The organism is Metabacillus sp. GQ13, assembly GCF_059758525.1.
The window spans coordinates 83,179-103,662 of sequence record NZ_JCAXET010000008.1 but is presented as its reverse complement, the minus strand read 5'-3'; the positions used below and the strand labels follow the sequence as shown (position 1 = coordinate 103,662).

The window sequence follows — 20,484 nt, the reverse complement described above, 5'->3', positions numbered from 1 at the left end:
TTAAATCAAAACAAAAATCATTGCGAAAACAATCTATGCTTAGTTAGAAATTCAGTCGTTGTATCACCTGATAAGAAGGCTGGATGTGAAACAGTCTTTTGAAGCAACGGGATATTCGTCTTAATTCCGTCAATTTTATAATTTGCTAGCGCTGTTTGCAGTCTAGTTATCGCTTCATTTCGATCGTTTCCTTTCACAATCATTTTTGCTATCATCGGGTCATAAAAAGGCGATACAACCGATTGTTCACCAATACCTAGTTCATGACGAACACCTTGATCTATTGGTAAAACTAATTTTGTGATTGTCCCTGGAGATGGAAAAAAGGTTACTGGGTCCTCAGCATATATTCTAACTTCAATGGCGTGACCTTCTCGTTTTATTTGTTGTTGTGATCGAGTTAATTTTTCACCTGCAGCTATGCATAGCTGTTCTTTAACAAGATCCATTCCAGTAATTTCTTCGGTAATTGGATGTTCAACTTGTAGACGTGTATTCATTTCAAGAAAATAAAATTGTTTGTTACTATCGACTAAAAATTCAATTGTACCTGCATTTGTATAGCCAATTGATTTAGCAGCTAACACAGCAGCGTTCACCATTTTTTGCCGGGTGCCTTCATCGAGAAACACAGAAGGAGCTTCCTCTACTATTTTCTGATGCCGTCGCTGTATAGAACATTCACGTTCCCATAAGTGCACGACATTCCCAAAATGATCTGCAAAAATTTGAATTTCAATATGTCTTGGATTTTCAATATATTTTTCAAGGTACATCGTTCCATTATCAAAAAGCAATTTAGCTCGCTTTTGATTGCCATCATACGCCTTTAGGATCTCATCTTCTTTTCGAATAATTTGCATGCCAACCCCCCCTCCTCCTGCAGAGGCCTTGAGCATGACGGGATAACCGATGTGGTTAGCATAACTTCTCGCTTCTTCTCGATTCGCTAATGGATTCAATATTCCGTCGACAACGGGGAGTCCAGCTTCTTTCATCGCTTTTCTTGCTTCAATTTTATTCCCCATTTGAGAAATCACCTGTGGACTAGGACCAATGAACACAATGCCTTCATCCTGACATCGACTAGCGAATTTGGGGTTTTCTGAAAGAAGTCCATAGCCTGGGTGAATTGCTTCCGCTTTTGTTTTTACTGCAACGTCTAACAATTTATCCATGTTCAAGTAACTCTCCGTAACCCGAGGACCTCCAATTAAATGGGCCTCGTCTGCCAACTGGACATGTAGTGATTCAAAGTCGGCCTCTGAATATACAGCAATTGTATGAATCCCTAACAATTTGCATGTTTTGATGATTCGAACAGCAATTTCGCCACGGTTCGCGATCAGAACTTTATTGAACATGCTTTGCCCTCCCTTCCTGAAAAAACCCTGCTATATTCTATTAGATTGTTGCTCTTAAACGACAAACGATCTTAGCGAAAACATCCCAATAATTAACAACCAATTTGACGTGCAATCACCATTCTTTGTACTTCTGAAGTTCCTTCTCCAATCTCAAGAAGCTTTGCGTCTCGAAAGAATCGTTCTACTTGGTATTCCTTCATATATCCATAACCACCATGAATTTGGATCGCTTGATCACAAACCTTCATACACATTTCCGATGAAAACAACTTAGCAATCGCAGCTTCTTTTTTATATAATTTTCCTTGGTCTTTTAACCAAGCTGCTTTGTAGACACTATTTCTAGCTAGCTCGATGTTCATAGCCATGTCCGCCAACTTAAATTGAATGGCCTGGAAAGTGGATAGGTTATTACCAAATTGTTTTCGTTGTTTAGCATATTGAAGTGATTTTTCAAAAGCACCTTGAGCGATTCCAACAGCCATTGCGGCTATGCCAATTCTTCCTCCATCCAAAGTTGCTAAAAACTGTTTATAGCCATTCCCTTCTACTCCGAGAAGGTTTTCTTTTGGAATGCTTACATTTTCCAAAACAAGTTCAGTTGTATTAGATGCATGAAGACCTAATTTTTGATAGTTGTCATAGATCGTGAATCCTGGGGTATCTGTAGGGATAAGAAAAGCGCTAATCCCATTTGTTCCCTTTGATTGATCAGTAACAGCAGTAATTGCGAGAACCTTGGCAAAACTCGCATTGGTTATGAAACACTTTGACCCAGAAATCAGCCAATGATCGTTCTCTAGAACAGCTTTCGTTTGTGTGCCCCCTGCATCAGAACCTGCATTTGGTTCAGTTAAACCAAATGCACCTAAATACTCCCCCTTACAAAGTGGGAGTAAGACGTTTTGTTTTTGTTCTTCTGTACCGAATAAATAGAGTGGTGCAGCTCCTAATGATATATGTGCAGAATAGGTAATCCCCGTAGATGCACAAACTCTGCTTAGCTCTTCCACTACAATTGCAAAGCTTATAGTATCTGCCTCACCACCACCATATTTTTCAGGAAAAGGGAGCCCCATCATCCCTAGTCCAGCTAACTTTGTGAATATCTCTACAGGAAACTCTGCTGTTCGGTCCCTTTCATCCGCATTTGGTGCAACTTCTGCTTCAGCAAATTCATGGATAACCTTGCGAATCATTGCTTGTTCTTTTGTTAATTCAAAATTCATTGACCTCATCCTTTCTTTCAGGTACTTCTCCATAGAAGTTCTTAATAATTGAATGGAAAGAACACGAAACTGGTGAAACGTACAACAACCACTGGATTATCTTTTGGAAAAAGGCTTATCACCATCTTTTTTAATAGGCAGCTAGTTTCACATTTTCATCGACAATAATATCTGGTTCAGTAATTGTGATGATTTCTTCAACCGTATAGCCCTTTGCTACTTCAACTAGCATCAACCCTTTTTCTGTCACATCAAAAACGGCTCGGTCTGTAATAATTCGATCGACAACTTCTTTCCCTGTTAAAGGTAACGTGCATGTTTTTAGTATTTTTGATTGTCCCATTTTATTCGTATGTTCCATAATAACAATAATTCGCTTAGCGCCATGGACAAGATCCATTGCACCTCCCATACCTTTGATCATCTTTCCAGGAATCATCCAATTAGCTAGATCACCAGTCTCTGAGACTTCCATACCACCAAGGATTGCTACATCAATGTGCCCACCACGTATCATTGAAAATGAATCAGCACTATTAAAATAACTAGCTCCCTTTGCAGCCGTAACGGTTTCCTTTCCAGCATTTATTAAATCTGGATCAACCTCTGCCTTCGTCGGAAAAGGACCAATCCCTAACAACCCATTTTCCGATTGGAGGACAACCCCTTTGCTGTGGGACAAATAGTTTGCTACAAGTGTTGGCATCCCAATTCCTAAATTCACATAGGCTCCATTTGCAATCTCAGATTCTGCTCTCATCGCAATCTTCTCTCTAGTAGACAGTGGCATAATAAACCTCCCTTGCTAACTCATCATTTCTACGCACATTTAGTGATCAACATAATTTGATCCTTCAATTAACTTTGAATGGTTAATCGCTCAATTCGTTTTTCCTGCTGTCCGACGATTACTTTCTGAATATAAATACCTGGAGTATGAATATGGTTAGGTGGTAGCATATCTTCTTCCAACTCCTCAACCTCAGCTATGGTTATCTTTCCAGCTGCAGCCATTAACGGATTAAAATTTTGCGCTGTTTTATTGTAAATAAGATTTCCCATTCGATCTGCTTTCAAGGCACGAATGAAACTAAAATCTGCTGTGATTGCTTCCTCTAAAAGATATTCTTTATTATTAAATAATCTTGTTTCTTTTCCCTCAGCAATAGACGTTCCGACACCAGCCTTTGTATAAAATGCTGGTATCCCGGCACCTCCTGCTCGAATTTTTTCAGAAAGGGTTCCCTGTGGTGTAAGCTGCACTTCAAGTACACCTTGTAATACTTGACGCTCAAACTCTTTGTTTTCACCGACATAGGAAGAGATCATCTTTTTAATTTGTTTATTTTTTAATAGCAAGCCAAGACCCCAATCGTCAACTCCACAGTTATTTGAAATGATTGTTAGATCCTTTACTCCAGTTTGACTAAGAGCTAGTATTAAATTTTCAGGAATTCCAACTAGACCAAATCCACCAACCATAATCGTTGCTCCATTTGTTATTTCGCTTACTGCCTCTGCAAAAGATGTTAAGATAGGCTTCAAGATATTGTTCACTCCTTTCAGCAATACGTAAATATCTGCATTAGACTGGGTAAACAGGATGCTTTCTTTGAGAGAAGACTAGATATTTAGACATATAGACATCAAATCGTGCTACCAGTTCATCTCTAAGTGAGTTCGCTGGGATCACTCCATCAATAACCATCTCTGAAGCTAATTGATAAATATCAATTTCCTTTCGATAGTCTTCTTGTTTTTGGTTAATAAAAGCTGACCGTTCTGTATTTGGTAGTTCAGCAATTTTATTTGCATATACTGCATTCACTGCAGCCTCAGGACCCATAACCGCTATTTGTGCACTAGGTAAAGCTAGACAACAATCCGGTTCGAATGCTGGACCTGCCATCGCATAAAGACCTGCTCCATACGCTTTGCGGACAATAATCGATATCTTCGGTACTGTCGCTTCCGCCATAGCTGAAATCATTTTAGCTCCATGACGAATGATCCCAGCTCTTTCTACTTTTGTGCCAATCATAAATCCGGGGATGTCAGCAAGGAATAATAAAGGAATATGAAATGCATCACATAATGTAATAAATCTTGCAGCCTTATCTGCAGAATCATGAAATAGAACACCACCTTTTATCCGGGGTTGGTTCGCGACTATTCCGATGGACTGACCATTTAACCGACAAAAACCTGTGATCAATTCTTGTGCAAATAAATGTTTGATTTCAAAAAAAGAATCTTCGTCAATAATCCGTTGTATTAAATCATTCATATTAAATGGTGAATTCTGATGTTTAGGAATGATTTCCTCTAATGTCTTGGCCCAGCTTTTGGGAGACTTTGCTTGTATAGTTGGTGGCTTCTCTGAAAAGTTAGCAGGGAAGTAAGCTAAATAGTTACGGGCAATTCCAATAGCTTCTTCCTCAGATTTAGCTAATATATCACCACATCCTGATACTGAACAGTGCATTTTAGCTCCACCCATTTCTTCTAACGATACCTTTTCACCAATGACTGATTCTGCCATACGTGGTGAACCTAAATACATGGAGGCATTCCCTTCCACCATGATGACAATATCACAGAATGCTGGTATATAAGCTCCTCCTGCAGCAGACGGACCAAATAATAAACAAACTTGTGGGACTTTCCCTGACAATTTTACTTGGTTATAAAAAATTCTCCCTGCGCCTCGACGACCTGGGAACATGTCGAGTTGATCTGTAATTCTTGCACCGGCAGAATCCACAAGATAAAGGAGTGGTACCTGAAGTTTTTCTGCTGTTTCTTGGATTCGGATTATTTTTTCTACCGTTCTAGCTCCCCAAGAGCCTGCTTTAATTGTTGAATCATTTGCCATAACACAAACTGTTTGCCCATTTATTTTCCCTATTCCGGTAACGACACCATCTGCAGGTAAGCCTTTTGCCATACAGTTCGCTAAAATAGCATCCTCTATTTGTAACCCTTCATCAAAAAGTAACGCTAATCTTTCTCGAACAAATAACTTTCCCTGTGTTTTATTTTTTTCATGGTATTTTGTTACCCCACCCTTTTTAATCGTATCGAGACGCCCTTGTAATTCCTTTTCAAAAGACATCATCCTTTCCCCCTTTGTTTCTGATCTCACTAGCTACTAAAAATCCGGATTACCTTTGTTTGCTTGTAGATTATGACTGTCCAATTCCCTCCCAATCTTCTCCTGAATAAATAATCCTGCCTGATGGATCTTTTCTTTGCTGACTCCAGTACTGATTCCCATACCATCTACCATATAAAGAAGATCCTCAGTTGCTAGATTACCAGATGAACCTGGAGCATAGGGACAACCACCCAGTCCACCTACTGAACTATCATATTTTGAAATCCCCATATATAAGGAAGCGATTACATTTGCAAGCGCTGTTCCCCTTGTATTATGAAAATGCATGGCAAAGATATCACTGGGAAAACGATAAAGTAAAGCCATTACTACTTCTTGGACTTGTCTAGGATTTGCTACACCAATCGTATCTCCTATAGATAGCTCATTCACTCCCATTTCAATTAATTTATCGATTACGTTTAAAATGGATTTGATCGAGATTTCTCCCTCAAATGGACAACCAAATACTGTTGATAGATAGGCTCTCACTGTCTTACCTGCTGAAAGAGATTCTTGGATAACTTGCTTTACTATCGGATATGTTTCTTCTATTGTTTGATTACGATTCTGTTTGTTATGCGTTTCACTAGTAGACATAAACACAGCTACCTCATCAATATTTGCCATCAGTGCACGCTCAAGACCTTTCATATTTGGAACCAGTGCAGCATATGTTACATCTTTTTGGCGATCAATACCTTTAGTAACCGCAATGGCATCTGCCAAAGCTGGAATCCAATTTGGATGAACGAAAGATGTCACTTCAATGTAAGATAGTCCAGTTATCGATAGATGGTTAATCCAACTTATTTTATCTTCGGTTGAAATAAACAATTTCTCATTTTGCAATCCATCACGTGGACCAACCTCTTTAATGATGACAGATTTTGGCCAATTCATAACTTAAAATCACCTCCAAATGGGCTTATCATTTTCAGGAGATATTCTTGTATCTGTTAAGAAACATTACTCTAATTCAATTAATACATCGCCATCATTAACAAAATCACCCTCACTAATCATGATCTTTTTAATTGTGCCACTCATTTCTACTGATATAGGGATTTCCATTTTCATCGATTCCAAAATGATTACATCTTGACCTTGATCTACGTGATCACCAACTTGAATAACTATTTTCCATACACTCCCTGCCATATTAGAAACTACCTTGTTCATTTTATTGCGCCCTCCTTCGATTCTCATCTATCCATCAGTAGACTATCTACTACTATTCTATTCACGTAAAAGCTAGTTATAATCTCCAACTAATTTTTGCATTATTTAGTTTTTATAAACACACAAGGCGCTACTCGAAACAAAAAAAGTCAACAGGATATCCTGTTGACTTCAAGTAAAATTATTTATTACGACAGTTCTTACAAACATTAAAAACTGGATTACTGTCCGTTCTATAAGGATATAATAATTTAATTCTTGTTCTTTTGCATAATGGACATTCTCCACGTCCTTTGTGCGGAAGCTTTTTTAAACTTTTCCCCCGATATCTCTTCGCCATTTCCATCATCCATCTTTCTTTTAGACTCTTTTCTAAAAGTATGTTGCTTTCACACAAGAAAAATCGGCTCTTGGATTTTTTCTATATAAATTAGAAGCAATTTTAATAGAAATTAGATGAGTATTTAAGTGAAAAGAGCACACGATAAACTTGAAACGTACAATCATCCTAATACGAAAAGAGCCATCATTTAACTCTTACTTTATTAAATGATGGATTGACTGAAATATTGTTAGGCAGGTAGATGTATTTTAAAATAATTTTTTGAAAAAGTTGAGCAAATGATGTTCATGATCCTCTTCTGTATCCTCCTGTCGCTTTATATTGTTTTGATTCCTAATGTAAATATCGTCTTTGTTTATCGCATAATCATATGCCAGTACTAAACCTAATTCAGTTTCAAATTCTTTGTTTGTAGAGAGTAAATATTTACAGTCCATTCTATTTGCTAGCTTTATGTAATCAGACAAATACTTGTAATTCATTTTCCCATTTAAAAATAATGTAGCCTCTTTGTTTTGATTCATAAATTCTTCGACTTCTTTATATGTTCCTTTTTCCCTTACTTGTTGTTTCGATAACGCGACAACAACTCGTTCACGAAGGGTGCCTAGAAATTTCCGTCTCTCATCGGGTTTCGTTTCTCTAATTCCAGTAAGTCCTTGTTGGATATATTCATCAATGTTGTTTTTTTCACTCACATTCGTTCCCCCAATTTTGGTGTTACTAACTACGCGTTTTTTTTCTTAACTTCAATTCAAAAATACCTTAGTATCGAGTGTTATATCTTGAATGAATTGTAAACCTCCTTGTTAACGAAGACTTACAGCTTTTTCTACTTGCGCTTGATGAGAAGCATCTGGATTTCCATCTTTATGCTTTATACTATTATCGAAGTAAACATCAAAATGTCCTGTAATTCCATTATTATATATATATTCCTGTTCATGAGGCATAAAACTCATGCTTGGCGCAATCCTTCTACCTTCAAATTCGAGAATCACAGCTCACGGATTCCATGAGAAACCCTCCCCAAATTGACTTTGCGATTGTAGAGTCGTTACTTGTAACTGTTTTTAGAATCTGCATGATTAGCATCCAACGTCCATTTAATATTGAAGCTCTTGCCAGTCATTAAATCATTAACTTTAGCTGTTTTTCCTATTGTAAACACATATTGTGCCTCTGTCCACCAATCTAACATCTCACCATATTTCTCTCCAACAACTTGTTTTATAGCAATAATACGGACCGGTATTTTTAACTTCTGGCCGAGAGACAACATATTAATCATTTTTAAATTGTTAGCATTTACTAGTTCAGTTTGTGGTATTCCTTATTTCAAACTTAAGTTCCATATATTGTCGCCAGAGGCAACTGTATGAGTCAGATAGGATAAAGTATTTATTCCCTTAGAAGGTTCATTCTAAGCCATTAAATAATGGTAAGTGCCTGCTCTACTCTCAATAGATCTGTTTTCAAATTGTTTTCTTTACGAATCGATTCAATGGCCACCTCAAAACGATTTGCTAAGAATGAGTAATTATCTCCTGACCTTACGGAATAAATAAACGTTGTTCTTTTTTCCGTAATTGGAGATTTTGGCGCTTGCCCCTTATTGTTAACAATAATTGACAACGTTTGGCCAATTTTCAGGGCATCAGTTGCAAGATTATTTGCTTCTGCAACAACGTATTTGTAGTCGGAATTGATTGAGGGGACGTTACAGTTGATGGAGTTGTTAAAACTTGGCCAATACGAAGGATATTAGACAACTTTACCGAAGTTCATTTATTTTTCTTAAGATTTTCCAATAATTTATTGGTAGGAAAATTTAATCATTTTTGCAGTACGGGAAGGAATTTGTTAAAACTTGTCGAATAATTTTAAGGTTAGAATGATAATAGGAGGTCCTGAAATTGCCAGAAGTAAATAAATCAATGAATAAACTAATTGACCAATATCCTGCTTTACAAAAGGAATACGAAGATTATAAACTTATGAAGCTGTCTTTGGATATGTCACGAGGAAAGCCAGGCCCTGAACAGCTTGATTTGTCCATGGACATGATGAATGTATTAGATAATGATTCTTTAAAAGTAGAAGAAAAATTAGATATTCGCAACTACGGATCAATAGACGGCTTAGTAGAAACGAAAGATCTATTTGCTCAAATGCTACAAGTGAATCGTAATCAAGTGATTATCGGCGGTAACTCCAGTCTAAGTATGATGCATGATACTGTTGCAAGAGCCATGCTTCACGGTGTGATAGACAGTGATACACCATGGATTAGGTTACCTAAAGTGAAGTTTTTATGTCCTAGTCCAGGATATGATAGACATTTTGCTATTTGTGAGTTATTTAATATTGAAATGATCACTATTGATATGTTAGACGATGGACCTGATATGGATAAAGTAGAGGAGTTAGTTAGTAAAGATGAAACAATTAAAGGGATTTGGTGTGTGCCGAAATATAGTAATCCAGATGGGATAACCTATAGTGATGAAGTTGTAGAACGGCTTGCTAGTATGTCCACTAAAGCGAACGATTTTAAGATTTTTTGGGATAATGCGTATGCAGTCCATCATTTAACTGATGAGCCTGACACTTTGAAAAATATCTTAACTACTTGTAAGGATGCTGGTTATCCAAATCGAGTATACATTTTCACATCAACTTCCAAGATAACCTTCCCAGGCTCTGGAGTTGCAGCAATGGCGGCAAGTGAAGAAAATATTGCTTTTATAATAAAACAATTGGCTATACAAACAATAGGACCAGATAAAATAAATCAATTACGCAATGTACGTTTTTTGAAAGAAATAGACAATATCACCGAACATATGAAAAAGCATGCTGATTTAATAAAGCCTAAATTCGATATTGTCATAAACGAATTGGAATCCAATTTAGGTGATTATTCTATTTCAACATGGAGCAAACCAAATGGTGGGTATTTCATTAGTCTAAATACATTAGAAGGATGTGCTACGGAAGTAATCAAACTTGCCTCTGAAGTCGGTGTTACGCTTACGAAAGCAGGTGCCACCTTCCCTTACGGAATAGATCCAAGAGATCGAAATATCCGGATTGCACCTACTTATCCAAATCTAATTGAATTAAAAACAGCTATCGAGGTATTGTGTCTATGCATTAAATTAGTCAGTATAAACAAGATGCTACAACTACAGTAAATAGTAAGACCTTATTTGGTTCAGTCCAATTAAGGTCTTTTTTAGTCTAAAACGAATACATTTGCGAACGTGCTCACAAAAAAAAGCTAACCCAAGAATCAAGGGTCAGCTTCGTATGAACCAATTTCTATTTCTTTGGTTATCCATTAATATATTTCCGTTTATTTGAGCTTATCATTCGATTATTAACTTTTTTCTCTAACTTAAAGAGAATAAAAACCAAAATACCTAGTTCTGCTAACATACCAACTGATTGTGCCAGCGCTCCGATTTTCCCATTCCAATAAGGAAAATGCGTAGATGTTATCACTAAAACAAGAAATGTAAAAAGTAGATTCACGGATTGTGAAATAACCATAACTTTTGTGTTTTTCCCTACCATTAATAATCCATTACAAAAATCGATGAATGGAAAGACAAGCGTCATCAACATAAATACTTTCAAACTATCCATACTCGCAATGACAAGACGCTGATTCGCCCCAAGTATATCCTCGATAAACCAACTACCTATTGGTGTAAAACAAAATATCGCCAATAATCCAGTTGGAATGAATCCAATCATTAACGTAAATCGTTGTACTTTATGCGGATTTTCTTTATAAAACGTTAGAACAATTTGATGTGTGTAGGTAAAGAAACTCAGGAACAACTGAGTTATGCTAAGAGCAATTGCATACGACGCAATCGCTAACTCTATTTGATTCGTTTTACCAAGAAAAGCATTGATTACCGGTCCAACCATAACGATAATCAGCGAGGAAATGATTAATGGATTATAAAAACGAAAAATCTGAGCCTTTTTCGTTATTGTATATTCCTGATTAAGCTTTACCATCTTTTTAACTAAGAAACGCCCTTCTATAAAACTAATGAAACTTTCAACTACCATCCCCGCTAAAAAAATATACGCTCCCGTTTTAGCATTAATATTTCCAGTTTTTATAAATATAAGTGAGAGGATATACATGACGATCAGCCGAATAATCATTCCGATCGTCAACCATTTCGTCTGCTTATTTAAAATAATTACACCTTGGAACAAACACCGTATCGCAGAAAAAAACGTAACAATGATTAACACTTGGTACACATCGACAATCTGGTCGACCATTATTGGATCTGCACCAAAAAACTCAGAAAAAATCCACTTACCTACAGGCGTATACGCTATAGTAGCTGCAATGATCATTAAAACGCTTACAACATACACTCCTACAATCGACATCAGTCTAAATGAAGCTTTATCACGGACTAAGGCGGAACAAGTATTTCTTAACAAGACACCAAGACGTTCTGTTATTCCAAATAAGCTCATCGCTATAACATAACTAGCAATGATAACCTCTGCATTCTCCCCTCTCGTTAACGTTCCATTAATGATCATATGAGAAAATGTCACGAGACTAGCTGATAACCCCAATGGAATAAAAAACATCAGAATTCTTTTCGTTGATAGTCCATTATCTAGTTGGTTGATAATCTTTCCCTTCTCCCCGAAATTTTTATTTAATTACCTATTCGTTCTCGCTACTATCTACCTCTATTAAATCCGTTCTATAACATACTATTTTAACAAATATTCAAAAAATATTCTAGAATTCTATGCTTATTAAATTTCAGAACCAAGAATCTTTAGGATTTTTACATCATTTCAAACTAACAGACATTAACATTACTTAAAAGTTCATTTATTCTTATATTTTAGTTACTTTAATTGCAATCATTCCCATAAAAGTTAATAATATTTAGGTAGACTACTAAACGATATTTGCAAGAGGAAAAACTTAAAAAGAGGAGTGAATAACATGAAAAATGGGAGAATTAGACATATAGCTATCTTCACATTGAAGTATCCGGTAGATTCAACTGAAGCAATGAATTTTTTACAAGATGGAGAAAGTATTTTACGAGCTATTCCAGTGGTTGAAAACTTTGAAGTCTTACGTCAAGTAAGTCCAAAGACAACATTTGATTTTGGATTCTCAATGGAATTTAAAAGTTCAGATGATTATGATACATACAATAACCACCCTAGCCACCAATCTTTCGTTGAGAATCGTTGGAAAAAGGAAGTAAAAGACTTTCAAGAAATTGATTTTTTAAATCTAAATTAATCCTGTACAAACTGGAGTGAGATCATGAAGCAACATTTAACAGGGAAAATCGCCTTAGTGACAGGTGGATCAAAGGGACTTGGAAAAGTCATAAGTGCTGAATTAGCAGCTGCAGGAGCCACCGTTGTCGTGAATTTTGCAAATAATCAAAAAGCAGCTGATCAAACAGTTAATACTATTTTATCAACTGGAGGCAAATCTTTCGCCATAAAAGCTGATATTACAAATGAGCATGATATCACTACTCTTGTTAAAGAAGTAGAAAACTCTTGTGGTGGTTCGATTGATATTTTAGTCAACAATGCAACTGGTCCACAACCTGAGTTATCAATTGAAGAAAGCAACTGGGAAGACTATTTAGACCAACTCAACTTCTTTGTAAAGGCTCCTCTACTATTAGTCAAGGCGATCTTGCCAAGCATGAAGGAAAAAGGTGAAGGTAGAATTATTAATATCGGAAGTGAAGTTATTCAAATCGGCAATGCAAATTTCGCAAATTATGTAACAGCAAAATCTGCGCAACTAGGAATGACTCGGTCTTGGGCAAATGAACTAGGTCCTTTTGGGATCACCGTGAATTTAGTTAACCCAGGATTTATCCCTGTTGAAAGACATAGTCATCTAGGTTCAGATATTATTAGTGGTTATCAAAAGAATGTACCTCTTCGTAAAATGGGAGAACCGATTGATATTGGACATTCGGTTGTCTTCTTAGCATCAGAAGGCGGAAGATTTATCACCGGTCAATCCTTATCAGTTAATGGTGGAAATACGTTTGGTATTTAGAGGTCGACAATTACCAATCCAGTAATCGATAGTATAAAGGAGAGATTCGCCTCTCTCCTTTTTATATATACTTATCCTGACTATGACTATGTCGTAAACTTTTTCACAGAATATATTTTTGCTAGATGGTTGTTTTATACGGAATCATCACCACAGCATGATGTCCTTTGAGCTAAGCTGAGATAAGTAGATTCGTATTAAATAAGTGTATGCTGTTCTTCAAAATAAACAGCTTTCCCTGTTTTAGCAGATTCATAAATAGCCTCTAAGATCTGTGTAACAACATAGGCCTGCTCTGGTTTCACGACAGGATCTGTATCCTCAATGATATTATTTATCCATAGACGAGCTTCTAAGTCAGCATCAGATTCCGATTTACCATCGTAAAATGCTACACCTCCTGCATCTAATTCAACATTGGTCGTGTAAAGTTTCCCGAAACTTTCACCATTAATTCGCAAGCCATCTTTCATATCTGCTCCACCCTCAGTTCCACTAAGCGAGCATTTCGCTTCATCAACATCTAAAGAATTTAATGCCCAGCTTGATTCTAAAACAATCGTTGCTCCATTTTCCATCGTGATAAAACCAAAAGCAGAATCTTCAACTGAGAACTTTTCTGGATCCCATGGCCCCCATGCATTTGCAGCTCCTTTTTTCTGGCTTAACTTATGATATGTTGAGCCCATTACAGACTTTGGTTTATAGTTATTCATCATCCACAATGTTAAATCCAATGCATGTGTACCAATATCAATTAATGGACCTCCACCTTGTTTTTCTTCATCTAAAAACACACCCCAAGTTGGCACTGCCCGTCGACGTATCGCATGGGCTTTAGCAAAATAGATTTCTCCTAGATCACCACGTTCAGTAAGATTATGTAAATGCTGACTATCTGGACGGAAACGATTGTTATAACCAATCGTTAGTTTTTTTCCTGAACGTTTTGCCGCCTCAACCATTAGACGAGCTTCGTCTGAGGTCTTTGCCATTGGTTTTTCGCACATAACATGTTTACCTGAATCTAAGGCAGCTATTGAGATTTCAGCATGAGAAGTGTTAGGTGTCAGAACATGAACAACTTCAATGGACTCATCCATAAGCAATTCTTGGTAATCCTGATAAACTTTCGTGGTGCTAGAGCCATATTCAGATGCTGCTTTTTCAGCTCTTTCAACAAGTACATCACAAAATGCAACTAGTTCTACAGTATTTAATTTTGATAAGCTAGGCATATGCTTCCCATTTGCAATTCCACCACAACCGATAATAGCCACTTTTACTTTTTTAGACATTCTTTATTCCTCCAATATTGTTATTTAGTATTTATTTAAAATAAAGCTCAAGATGCTCCTTTGCTTTCACAATTCCTTGACGTTCAGATTCAAGTGATCCCCAATAGCGATGATCCTCAAGCTCAATACTTATCGGTCCTGTATATCCGATTTTCTCTAATCTAATGGCGATTTTGGACCAATTAACATCACCTTGACCAGGAATGGTATAACGCCAAGATCCTTCTGAAAAATCGTATTTTGAACCAAATGTAGCTTGAATGACACCAGATTCATATAATTCATCATGCAATACCTCGGTATCTTTTCCATGGCAATAGTTCACTCGATCACCAAACTCACTTAAAAAACGTAAATGATCAATACCTAGTCGAACTAAATGAGAAGGATCATAATTAATTCCAAAGTGTTTAGATGGTATCGTATTGAACATAGCTCGGAGCATTTCAGGTGTACAACCCAAGGTCGGATAATATGGGGCAGGTCCAGGCCATCCTTCTAGGGCAAGATAAACATCAGCTAATTCAGCATGCTTCACAATGCTTGGAAAAGTCTCTTTCCAAATCCCAAACGCTTCTTCTCGGGACATCGTAATGTCATCCGGAACAAGACACATAAATAGTACCTTTCCACCTAGCTGTGAGATTTCTGTTATTTGATTATTTAGTGCTGCTACCGCATCTGTTCTGGAAATTTCATCTGAACTTAATAGCTTTGTTTGACCAACAGCACCTATCCCATCAATCGTACCAACTTCTAGTCCTGCGGTTTCTAAAACAGACTTTACTTCCTGGTTATAATATGGGACATCAATGACATCAATTCCAATACTCGAAGCCCAGTTTGATAGTAACTCTATTCCATGTGAACCAATTTTAGGCGGAATTCTCATACCTATTTTTTTATTCATAACAAAAACCTCCTACTAGAATATGTTATTTCTCTATCATTATTTAATTCCACTAAATGTGATGCCACGGATAAATGTTTTTTGTAAAAAGAAGAATAGAATAATGACAGGAACCGTCATCATGGTAGAAACAGCCATCATTAATCCCCATTCTGATCCTTTTTGGCTTTGGAATTGCTGTAAACCTAATGAAAGGGTATATTTTACAGAATCTGTTAAATAGAGCAGTGGGCCAATAAAATCTGTCCAACTCGCCATAAACTGAAATAATCCTACTGCTAATACAGCTGGTTTTGCAAGTGGTAGCATGATTTGCCAATAGATTCTAAACTCCCCAGCTCCATCAATTTTAGCTGCCTCTCTCAAACTATCAGGTAAGCCCATGAAGAATTGTCGTAACAAGAAGATATAAAAGGGAACTCCAAAAAATGCAGGAATGATCAATGGATATGGTGTTCCAACCATACCTAACTTTTCAAACAACAAAAACAGTGGGATCATTGTCACTTGACCAGGAATCATCATGACTCCAATTGTGATCATAAAGATGATATTTCTACCTGGCCACTTAAGCTTAGCAAAGCTATAAGCAACGAGAGGACAGGATAAAATTGCACCTATCGTACTTAATACGGTGATAATGATTGTATTTTTCAAATATGTGAAAAAAGGGATATATGACATCGCATCGAGGTAATTGCTCCACATAACCGGCTTTGGAATCCATTCAGGTGGAAACGTAAACACTTGTGTTAAAGGCTTCAATGATGTTGATACCATCCAAATAAACGGAATCATAAAGAAAAGAGACGCGATAATTAGCACGAGATGAGCTGAAAAACGAGAGATTTTCTTATTCCTAATCCCCTCCATTATTTTCCCTCCTTATTTACCTTGATAATGTACCCATCGCTTAGATGTGATAAAGACGATTGCTGTTAAGGCCATAATAATCACAAAAAGAATCCAAGCCATTGCCGAGGCATAGCCCATTTTAAAAAACTTGAACCCGTTGTCATACAAGTACATGACATAAAAGGTTAACGAGTTTGCTGGTGTTCCTTGTCCTTGTGTCAAGGTATATGGCAAGGTAAATTGCTGAAAGGCCCCGATAATCCCCATTATTAGATTAAAAAAGATAACAGGTGTTAATAGAGGTAGTGTAATATGAAAGGTCTTTTGAAACCAATTCGCTCCATCAACTTTAGCCGCATCATAATAATCCTCCGGGATATCACCAAGGCCTGCCAAATAAATCACTACCGCCTGCCCAATTCCCCATAATGACATCATAATAAGCGATGGTTTTGACCATATTTCACTTCCAAGCCACGCTGGTCCTTCAATTCCTATCGTGCTAAGAATCCCATTCACCAAACCAAATCCAGGATTTAGAAGCCACATCCATAAAACAGCTAGTGCTACGTGTGGTACTAACGTCGGCAAGAAAAAAACGGTCCGGTATATAGCCATTCCCTTTACCTTCATGTTCAGCATCATTGCAAGTGCTACCCCGAAGATGACACTTAACGGTACAAAAAACACTGCAAAGTAAACGGTATTATAGACCGATTTCCAAAACAACGTATCACTCATTAAATCCTTATAATTTTGAAGGCCTATAAATTCTCCCGGCTGTAAAATACTGTATGTTGTGAAACTAAAATAAATAGAAGAGAATAATGGAAGTGCATAGAAAATGATTAGCCCAATCAACCATGGAGATGCAAATATTAGACCATACTTGTATTCTCCTAAATTCGAAGATCTCTTTTTAGGAGGAACACTTACTAGCTTACTAGGGGGTGTATTTGCCGGCATATTAGGTCCGACCATTTGCGATTTACCTTTCACTTTCATTCTCCCCTTTCTAAAAGATCCATATGGGGAGGAAACAGCCTCCCCTTTATTTATTATTTATTTAGCTCTTTATTTACTTTCTCTGTTACCTTATCAAGGATTTCTTTTGGAGTACCATTACCTCTTGTTGCATTCTCGACAGCACTAGCAAGTTCATTCCAATATAAAGATCCTTGCGTCATTACCGGTCGATGATGTGAAGCTGGCAGTATTTCAACAAACTCTTTTAAAATTGGATCATCCTTGTAGCCTAGTTCTTCATTAACAGCATCAATTACGGAAAAATCTCTAGCAATTCCACTAAATATCTTTTGACCCTCTTCACCACTATAGAACTTCATAAATTCCCAAGCTTCTTCTTTATTTTTGGCTCCTTTAGGCATAACAACTGACCACCCACCCGACCAAGTTGTATGATTTTCACCAGTCGGAGTTGGAATCGGGAACACACCATAATTCAAATCTGGTTTGAATTTATTAATAGCTGAAACTTCCCATGGCCCACTTACTTTCATACTGAGTTGTCCTGTTAAGAATGGGTCCATTGCACCTGTCCCTTGGGAATCTGTAAATCCAGCAATGTTCTCAACATTATATTTCTTTGCATAATCTGTCATCCATTGGAGCGCCTCAATTACATTCGGATCATTTGCAGTGACGGCCTTAGTGTCAGGATCATAAAAATCTCCTCCAAAAGCCCAACCCCATCCATACAACCATCCTTGTCCGAACCAAGGAATAAAACCAATTTGTTCAAATCTATTACCATCTTTAACTGTTAATTTTTCGGCAGCAGCTTCTAACTCTGCTATTGTTTTTGGTGGATTAGCAGCATCCAGCCCAACTTCATCGAAATGATCCTTATTATAATAGACAAGACGAGAATCAGTTGTAGTTGGCATACCATATAATTTGCCTTCATAACTAGCTTCTTCCCATGCAAAAGGATAATAAGTATTTTTTGAGACTCCACTTTCGTTAGCTAATTCAGTCAAATCTTCTAATGAACCTTGTGCTGCCCAGGAGCCAATTTCAAAACGGTCAAAATAGGCTACATCTGGTGGATTCCCCCCCGAAACGGCAGTCAGCAATTTTTCATTTTGTCCTTCACCTTGATTTGCAGTGTAAACAGCATTTATTTTAATGTCTGGATTTTTTTCTTCAAAAGACTTAATGACCTCCTCGACAGCTTCACCTGTAACATCTGTCATTGAATGCCAAAAGGTAACTGTCGTTTGTTTATCCTTTGATTCATCATTCGAACTAGAATTTGATGAGCACCCAGATAGAAACAAAGATAATGATAAAACGAAAACAAATGCTACTAATTTAAACCTACTTTTGTTTTGCTCCATTTAAATCCCCCTACCTTTTTTATAATAAGATTCAGGTTAAATAAACTTGTACTTGCCCCTTTCTTTTGTTTTTCAAAAACACCATTAATAAAAGCGCTTACATTACCGTGTGAAAAAATAGAGTTACCTTAAATATAATATAACATGTAATCTATGTTGATATTAATGGTATATCATTAGATTAACAACCTTATAAATATATGTCAATATGCTTTTTATATATTTATAATCTTCAGATAATAAATACCCACTCTCTTTCGTGAGATTTTGCTTCAAAAAACCTCCCAACCTGATAGGAATTTCAGGTTGAGAGGTTTTTAGGGGGTCACAAAATTGAGCTAAACTCTTTATAAGTTAGATTTAACGATTGTCGATTTACCCTCTATCAAGGTGTAATCGATAAAAGTATGCTTAGGGATAATTTCACCTTTTAATTGCTTCATTAGTAATTTTACAGCTTCACTACCCATATCAACCTCATGTTGAAGGATATGGGTAAAGGTAGCTTGGTCAATTCGATTCTCCGGAGAATCAAAGCAAACAATTGAATAATCCTCTGGGACTTTTTTGCCTATATCATTGATTACTTTAGTTAAAATACGTGCTAACTCATATTCACAAACAACAAATCCAGTTAATGTAGGATTATCAAGAATAAATCGTTTCATCAGTTGATAATCATTAGATAATAGAACCTTTGAATCATCTTTAGAAACATTCTGAGGTAAACTACTAACCAAATTAGTTAGCTCTAAGTTCGGATTTAATTTTATGCCTTGTTTAGAATAGGCCATATGAAACCCCTTAATTCTTTCTTCTATTGTCGATGTACCTATTGGGGAAGGAGATATGAAAGCAACTTCTGTATGTCCTAGTTCGAATAAATGTTTCGTTAATGTTTCACTTGCTCGTTGATTATCCGTGCATACAGAACTAGCAGGAATGCCTTTCAAATAACGATCAATGAGGACTAAGGGAAAATCGATTAACACCAATTTCAGCAATTCAACATTGTAATGTTCACCATGAACAGGAAAAATGATTAAACCGTCTACTCCATCATTAACAAGACTATTAATCGCATTCTCCTCTTCTTTGATTAGACCGCTCGTTCGACGGATAATTAAGTGACTATTATTTTGCAAACAATGCTTCTCTATTGTTTTAACGAGGTTTAAACCATATGTGTCGGAAAAGTCAGGAATAATTAAAGCAATTAATTTACTATCTGCGCGTATATTCGTAACTATATTTTTGGTCCGTTCTATTTTTTCGGTATGAGCGTCCGCTACAAAAGATCCTTTTCCTCTTATCCGCTCAATTATCTCGTTTTGAGCTAATAAGTCTAATGCCTTCTTTGAGGTAATCCTACTAACACTAAACTGATCAGCTAACTCCTTTTCAGAAGGAACACGATCACCAATTTTAAGCTGCCCAGCTTTTATTTGTTCAGTAATATAAGTTAGTATTTTTTCGTAAAGAGGAGTTTTCATTGATATCAATCACCTTTTTGTTTAGTTGTTATATTAAGTATATTTAATATAACATCCGTTTCCTTATAACACAACAAACCTACCTAGTTAACTAGTAAGAAAGTTCTATTATTAATTGAAATAGAAGTGAAAATTCGCAAGAGCCCTTTCAGCGATGTATAAGAACATGAGCACTTCATAATGAGATAAA

Annotated in this window: 22 protein-coding genes; 3 read left to right on the top strand and 19 right to left on the bottom strand. The window is 36.6% G+C overall.

The window, feature by feature from the left end; genetic code table 11:
- Positions 1-17: 17 nt before the first annotated feature.
- The 12 genes from AC6CHR_RS11705 to AC6CHR_RS11650 form a co-directional block, all read right to left on the bottom strand.
- On the bottom strand, positions 18-1,364 hold the full coding sequence (locus AC6CHR_RS11705; RefSeq protein WP_498248935.1) for an acetyl-CoA carboxylase biotin carboxylase subunit: 1,347 nt from the start codon (positions 1,362-1,364) through the stop codon (positions 18-20).
- A gap of 92 nt (positions 1,365-1,456) precedes the next feature.
- Positions 1,457-2,596, bottom strand: a complete 1,140-nt coding sequence (locus AC6CHR_RS11700) for an acyl-CoA dehydrogenase (protein WP_498248934.1) — start codon at positions 2,594-2,596, stop codon at positions 1,457-1,459.
- Positions 2,597-2,726: 130 nt separating this feature from the next.
- Positions 2,727-3,386, bottom strand: a complete 660-nt coding sequence (locus AC6CHR_RS11695; RefSeq protein ID WP_498248933.1) for a 3-oxoacid CoA-transferase subunit B — start codon at positions 3,384-3,386, stop codon at positions 2,727-2,729.
- A 68-nt stretch (positions 3,387-3,454) separates the two neighbouring features.
- Complete coding sequence (locus AC6CHR_RS11690) at positions 3,455-4,141, bottom strand: CoA transferase subunit A (RefSeq protein WP_498248932.1); 687 nt, start codon at positions 4,139-4,141, stop codon at positions 3,455-3,457.
- A gap of 40 nt (positions 4,142-4,181) precedes the next feature.
- Positions 4,182-5,711, bottom strand: coding sequence for an acyl-CoA carboxylase subunit beta (locus AC6CHR_RS11685; protein WP_498248931.1), 1,530 nt, complete (start codon positions 5,709-5,711; stop codon positions 4,182-4,184).
- 36 nt (positions 5,712-5,747) lie between these two features.
- The gene (locus AC6CHR_RS11680; protein WP_498248930.1) at positions 5,748-6,656 is read right to left on the bottom strand and encodes a hydroxymethylglutaryl-CoA lyase; all 909 of its coding nucleotides are present in this window, start codon (positions 6,654-6,656) and stop codon (positions 5,748-5,750) included.
- Between the two features lie 66 nt (positions 6,657-6,722).
- Positions 6,723-6,935 (bottom strand): acetyl-CoA carboxylase biotin carboxyl carrier protein subunit, encoded by a 213-nt coding sequence (locus AC6CHR_RS11675; protein ID WP_498248929.1) that lies wholly within the window; start codon positions 6,933-6,935, stop codon positions 6,723-6,725.
- Between the two features lie 181 nt (positions 6,936-7,116).
- Complete coding sequence (locus tag AC6CHR_RS11670) at positions 7,117-7,275, bottom strand: hypothetical protein (protein ID WP_498248928.1); 159 nt, start codon at positions 7,273-7,275, stop codon at positions 7,117-7,119.
- 251 nt (positions 7,276-7,526) lie between these two features.
- Positions 7,527-7,976 (bottom strand): YueI family protein, encoded by a 450-nt coding sequence (locus AC6CHR_RS11665; protein WP_498248927.1) that lies wholly within the window; start codon positions 7,974-7,976, stop codon positions 7,527-7,529.
- Between the two features lie 111 nt (positions 7,977-8,087).
- Positions 8,088-8,279, bottom strand: coding sequence for a hypothetical protein (locus tag AC6CHR_RS11660; protein ID WP_498248926.1), 192 nt, complete (start codon positions 8,277-8,279; stop codon positions 8,088-8,090).
- Between the two features lie 56 nt (positions 8,280-8,335).
- On the bottom strand, positions 8,336-8,569 hold the full coding sequence (locus tag AC6CHR_RS11655) for a hypothetical protein (protein ID WP_498248925.1): 234 nt from the start codon (positions 8,567-8,569) through the stop codon (positions 8,336-8,338).
- A gap of 140 nt (positions 8,570-8,709) precedes the next feature.
- A complete protein-coding gene (locus tag AC6CHR_RS11650) occupies positions 8,710-8,913 on the bottom strand; it encodes a LysM peptidoglycan-binding domain-containing protein (RefSeq protein ID WP_498248924.1) in 204 nt (67 codons plus the stop codon).
- 302 nt (positions 8,914-9,215) lie between these two features.
- On the opposite strand from AC6CHR_RS11650, the gene AC6CHR_RS11645 reads away from it, so the two are divergent.
- Complete coding sequence (locus AC6CHR_RS11645; protein WP_498249141.1) at positions 9,216-10,475, top strand: aspartate aminotransferase type Ic; 1,260 nt, start codon at positions 9,216-9,218, stop codon at positions 10,473-10,475.
- A 139-nt stretch (positions 10,476-10,614) separates the two neighbouring features.
- Here the strand turns inward: AC6CHR_RS11645 and AC6CHR_RS11640 are convergent, their stop codons facing one another.
- Positions 10,615-11,913, bottom strand: a complete 1,299-nt coding sequence (locus AC6CHR_RS11640; RefSeq protein ID WP_498248923.1) for a multi antimicrobial extrusion protein MatE — start codon at positions 11,911-11,913, stop codon at positions 10,615-10,617.
- A gap of 370 nt (positions 11,914-12,283) precedes the next feature.
- Here AC6CHR_RS11640 and AC6CHR_RS11635 point away from each other — a divergent pair, with 370 nt between their 5' ends.
- Together AC6CHR_RS11635 and AC6CHR_RS11630 are read left to right on the top strand one after the other, a co-directional pair.
- Positions 12,284-12,592 carry a Dabb family protein gene (locus AC6CHR_RS11635; RefSeq protein WP_498248922.1) on the top strand — a complete coding sequence of 103 codons (309 nt, stop codon included), beginning with the start codon at positions 12,284-12,286 and terminating at the stop codon, positions 12,590-12,592.
- Positions 12,593-12,616: 24 nt separating this feature from the next.
- On the top strand, positions 12,617-13,378 hold the full coding sequence (locus tag AC6CHR_RS11630) for an SDR family oxidoreductase (RefSeq protein ID WP_498248921.1): 762 nt from the start codon (positions 12,617-12,619) through the stop codon (positions 13,376-13,378).
- A gap of 197 nt (positions 13,379-13,575) precedes the next feature.
- Here the strand turns inward: AC6CHR_RS11630 and AC6CHR_RS11625 are convergent, their stop codons facing one another.
- The 6 genes from AC6CHR_RS11625 to AC6CHR_RS11600 form a co-directional block, all read right to left on the bottom strand.
- Positions 13,576-14,676, bottom strand: a complete 1,101-nt coding sequence (locus AC6CHR_RS11625) for a Gfo/Idh/MocA family protein (protein WP_498248920.1) — start codon at positions 14,674-14,676, stop codon at positions 13,576-13,578.
- A gap of 31 nt (positions 14,677-14,707) precedes the next feature.
- Positions 14,708-15,586 carry a sugar phosphate isomerase/epimerase family protein gene (locus AC6CHR_RS11620; RefSeq protein ID WP_498248919.1) on the bottom strand — a complete coding sequence of 293 codons (879 nt, stop codon included), beginning with the start codon at positions 15,584-15,586 and terminating at the stop codon, positions 14,708-14,710.
- A 39-nt stretch (positions 15,587-15,625) separates the two neighbouring features.
- On the bottom strand, positions 15,626-16,459 hold the full coding sequence (locus AC6CHR_RS11615; RefSeq protein ID WP_498248918.1) for a carbohydrate ABC transporter permease: 834 nt from the start codon (positions 16,457-16,459) through the stop codon (positions 15,626-15,628).
- Between the two features lie 12 nt (positions 16,460-16,471).
- Positions 16,472-17,440, bottom strand: a complete 969-nt coding sequence (locus tag AC6CHR_RS11610; RefSeq protein ID WP_498248917.1) for a carbohydrate ABC transporter permease — start codon at positions 17,438-17,440, stop codon at positions 16,472-16,474.
- 59 nt (positions 17,441-17,499) lie between these two features.
- The gene (locus AC6CHR_RS11605; protein WP_498248916.1) at positions 17,500-18,801 is read right to left on the bottom strand and encodes an ABC transporter substrate-binding protein; all 1,302 of its coding nucleotides are present in this window, start codon (positions 18,799-18,801) and stop codon (positions 17,500-17,502) included.
- A gap of 347 nt (positions 18,802-19,148) precedes the next feature.
- Positions 19,149-20,294, bottom strand: a complete 1,146-nt coding sequence (locus AC6CHR_RS11600) for a GntR family transcriptional regulator (RefSeq protein WP_498248915.1) — start codon at positions 20,292-20,294, stop codon at positions 19,149-19,151.
- Between the last annotated feature and the right edge of the window lie 190 nt (positions 20,295-20,484).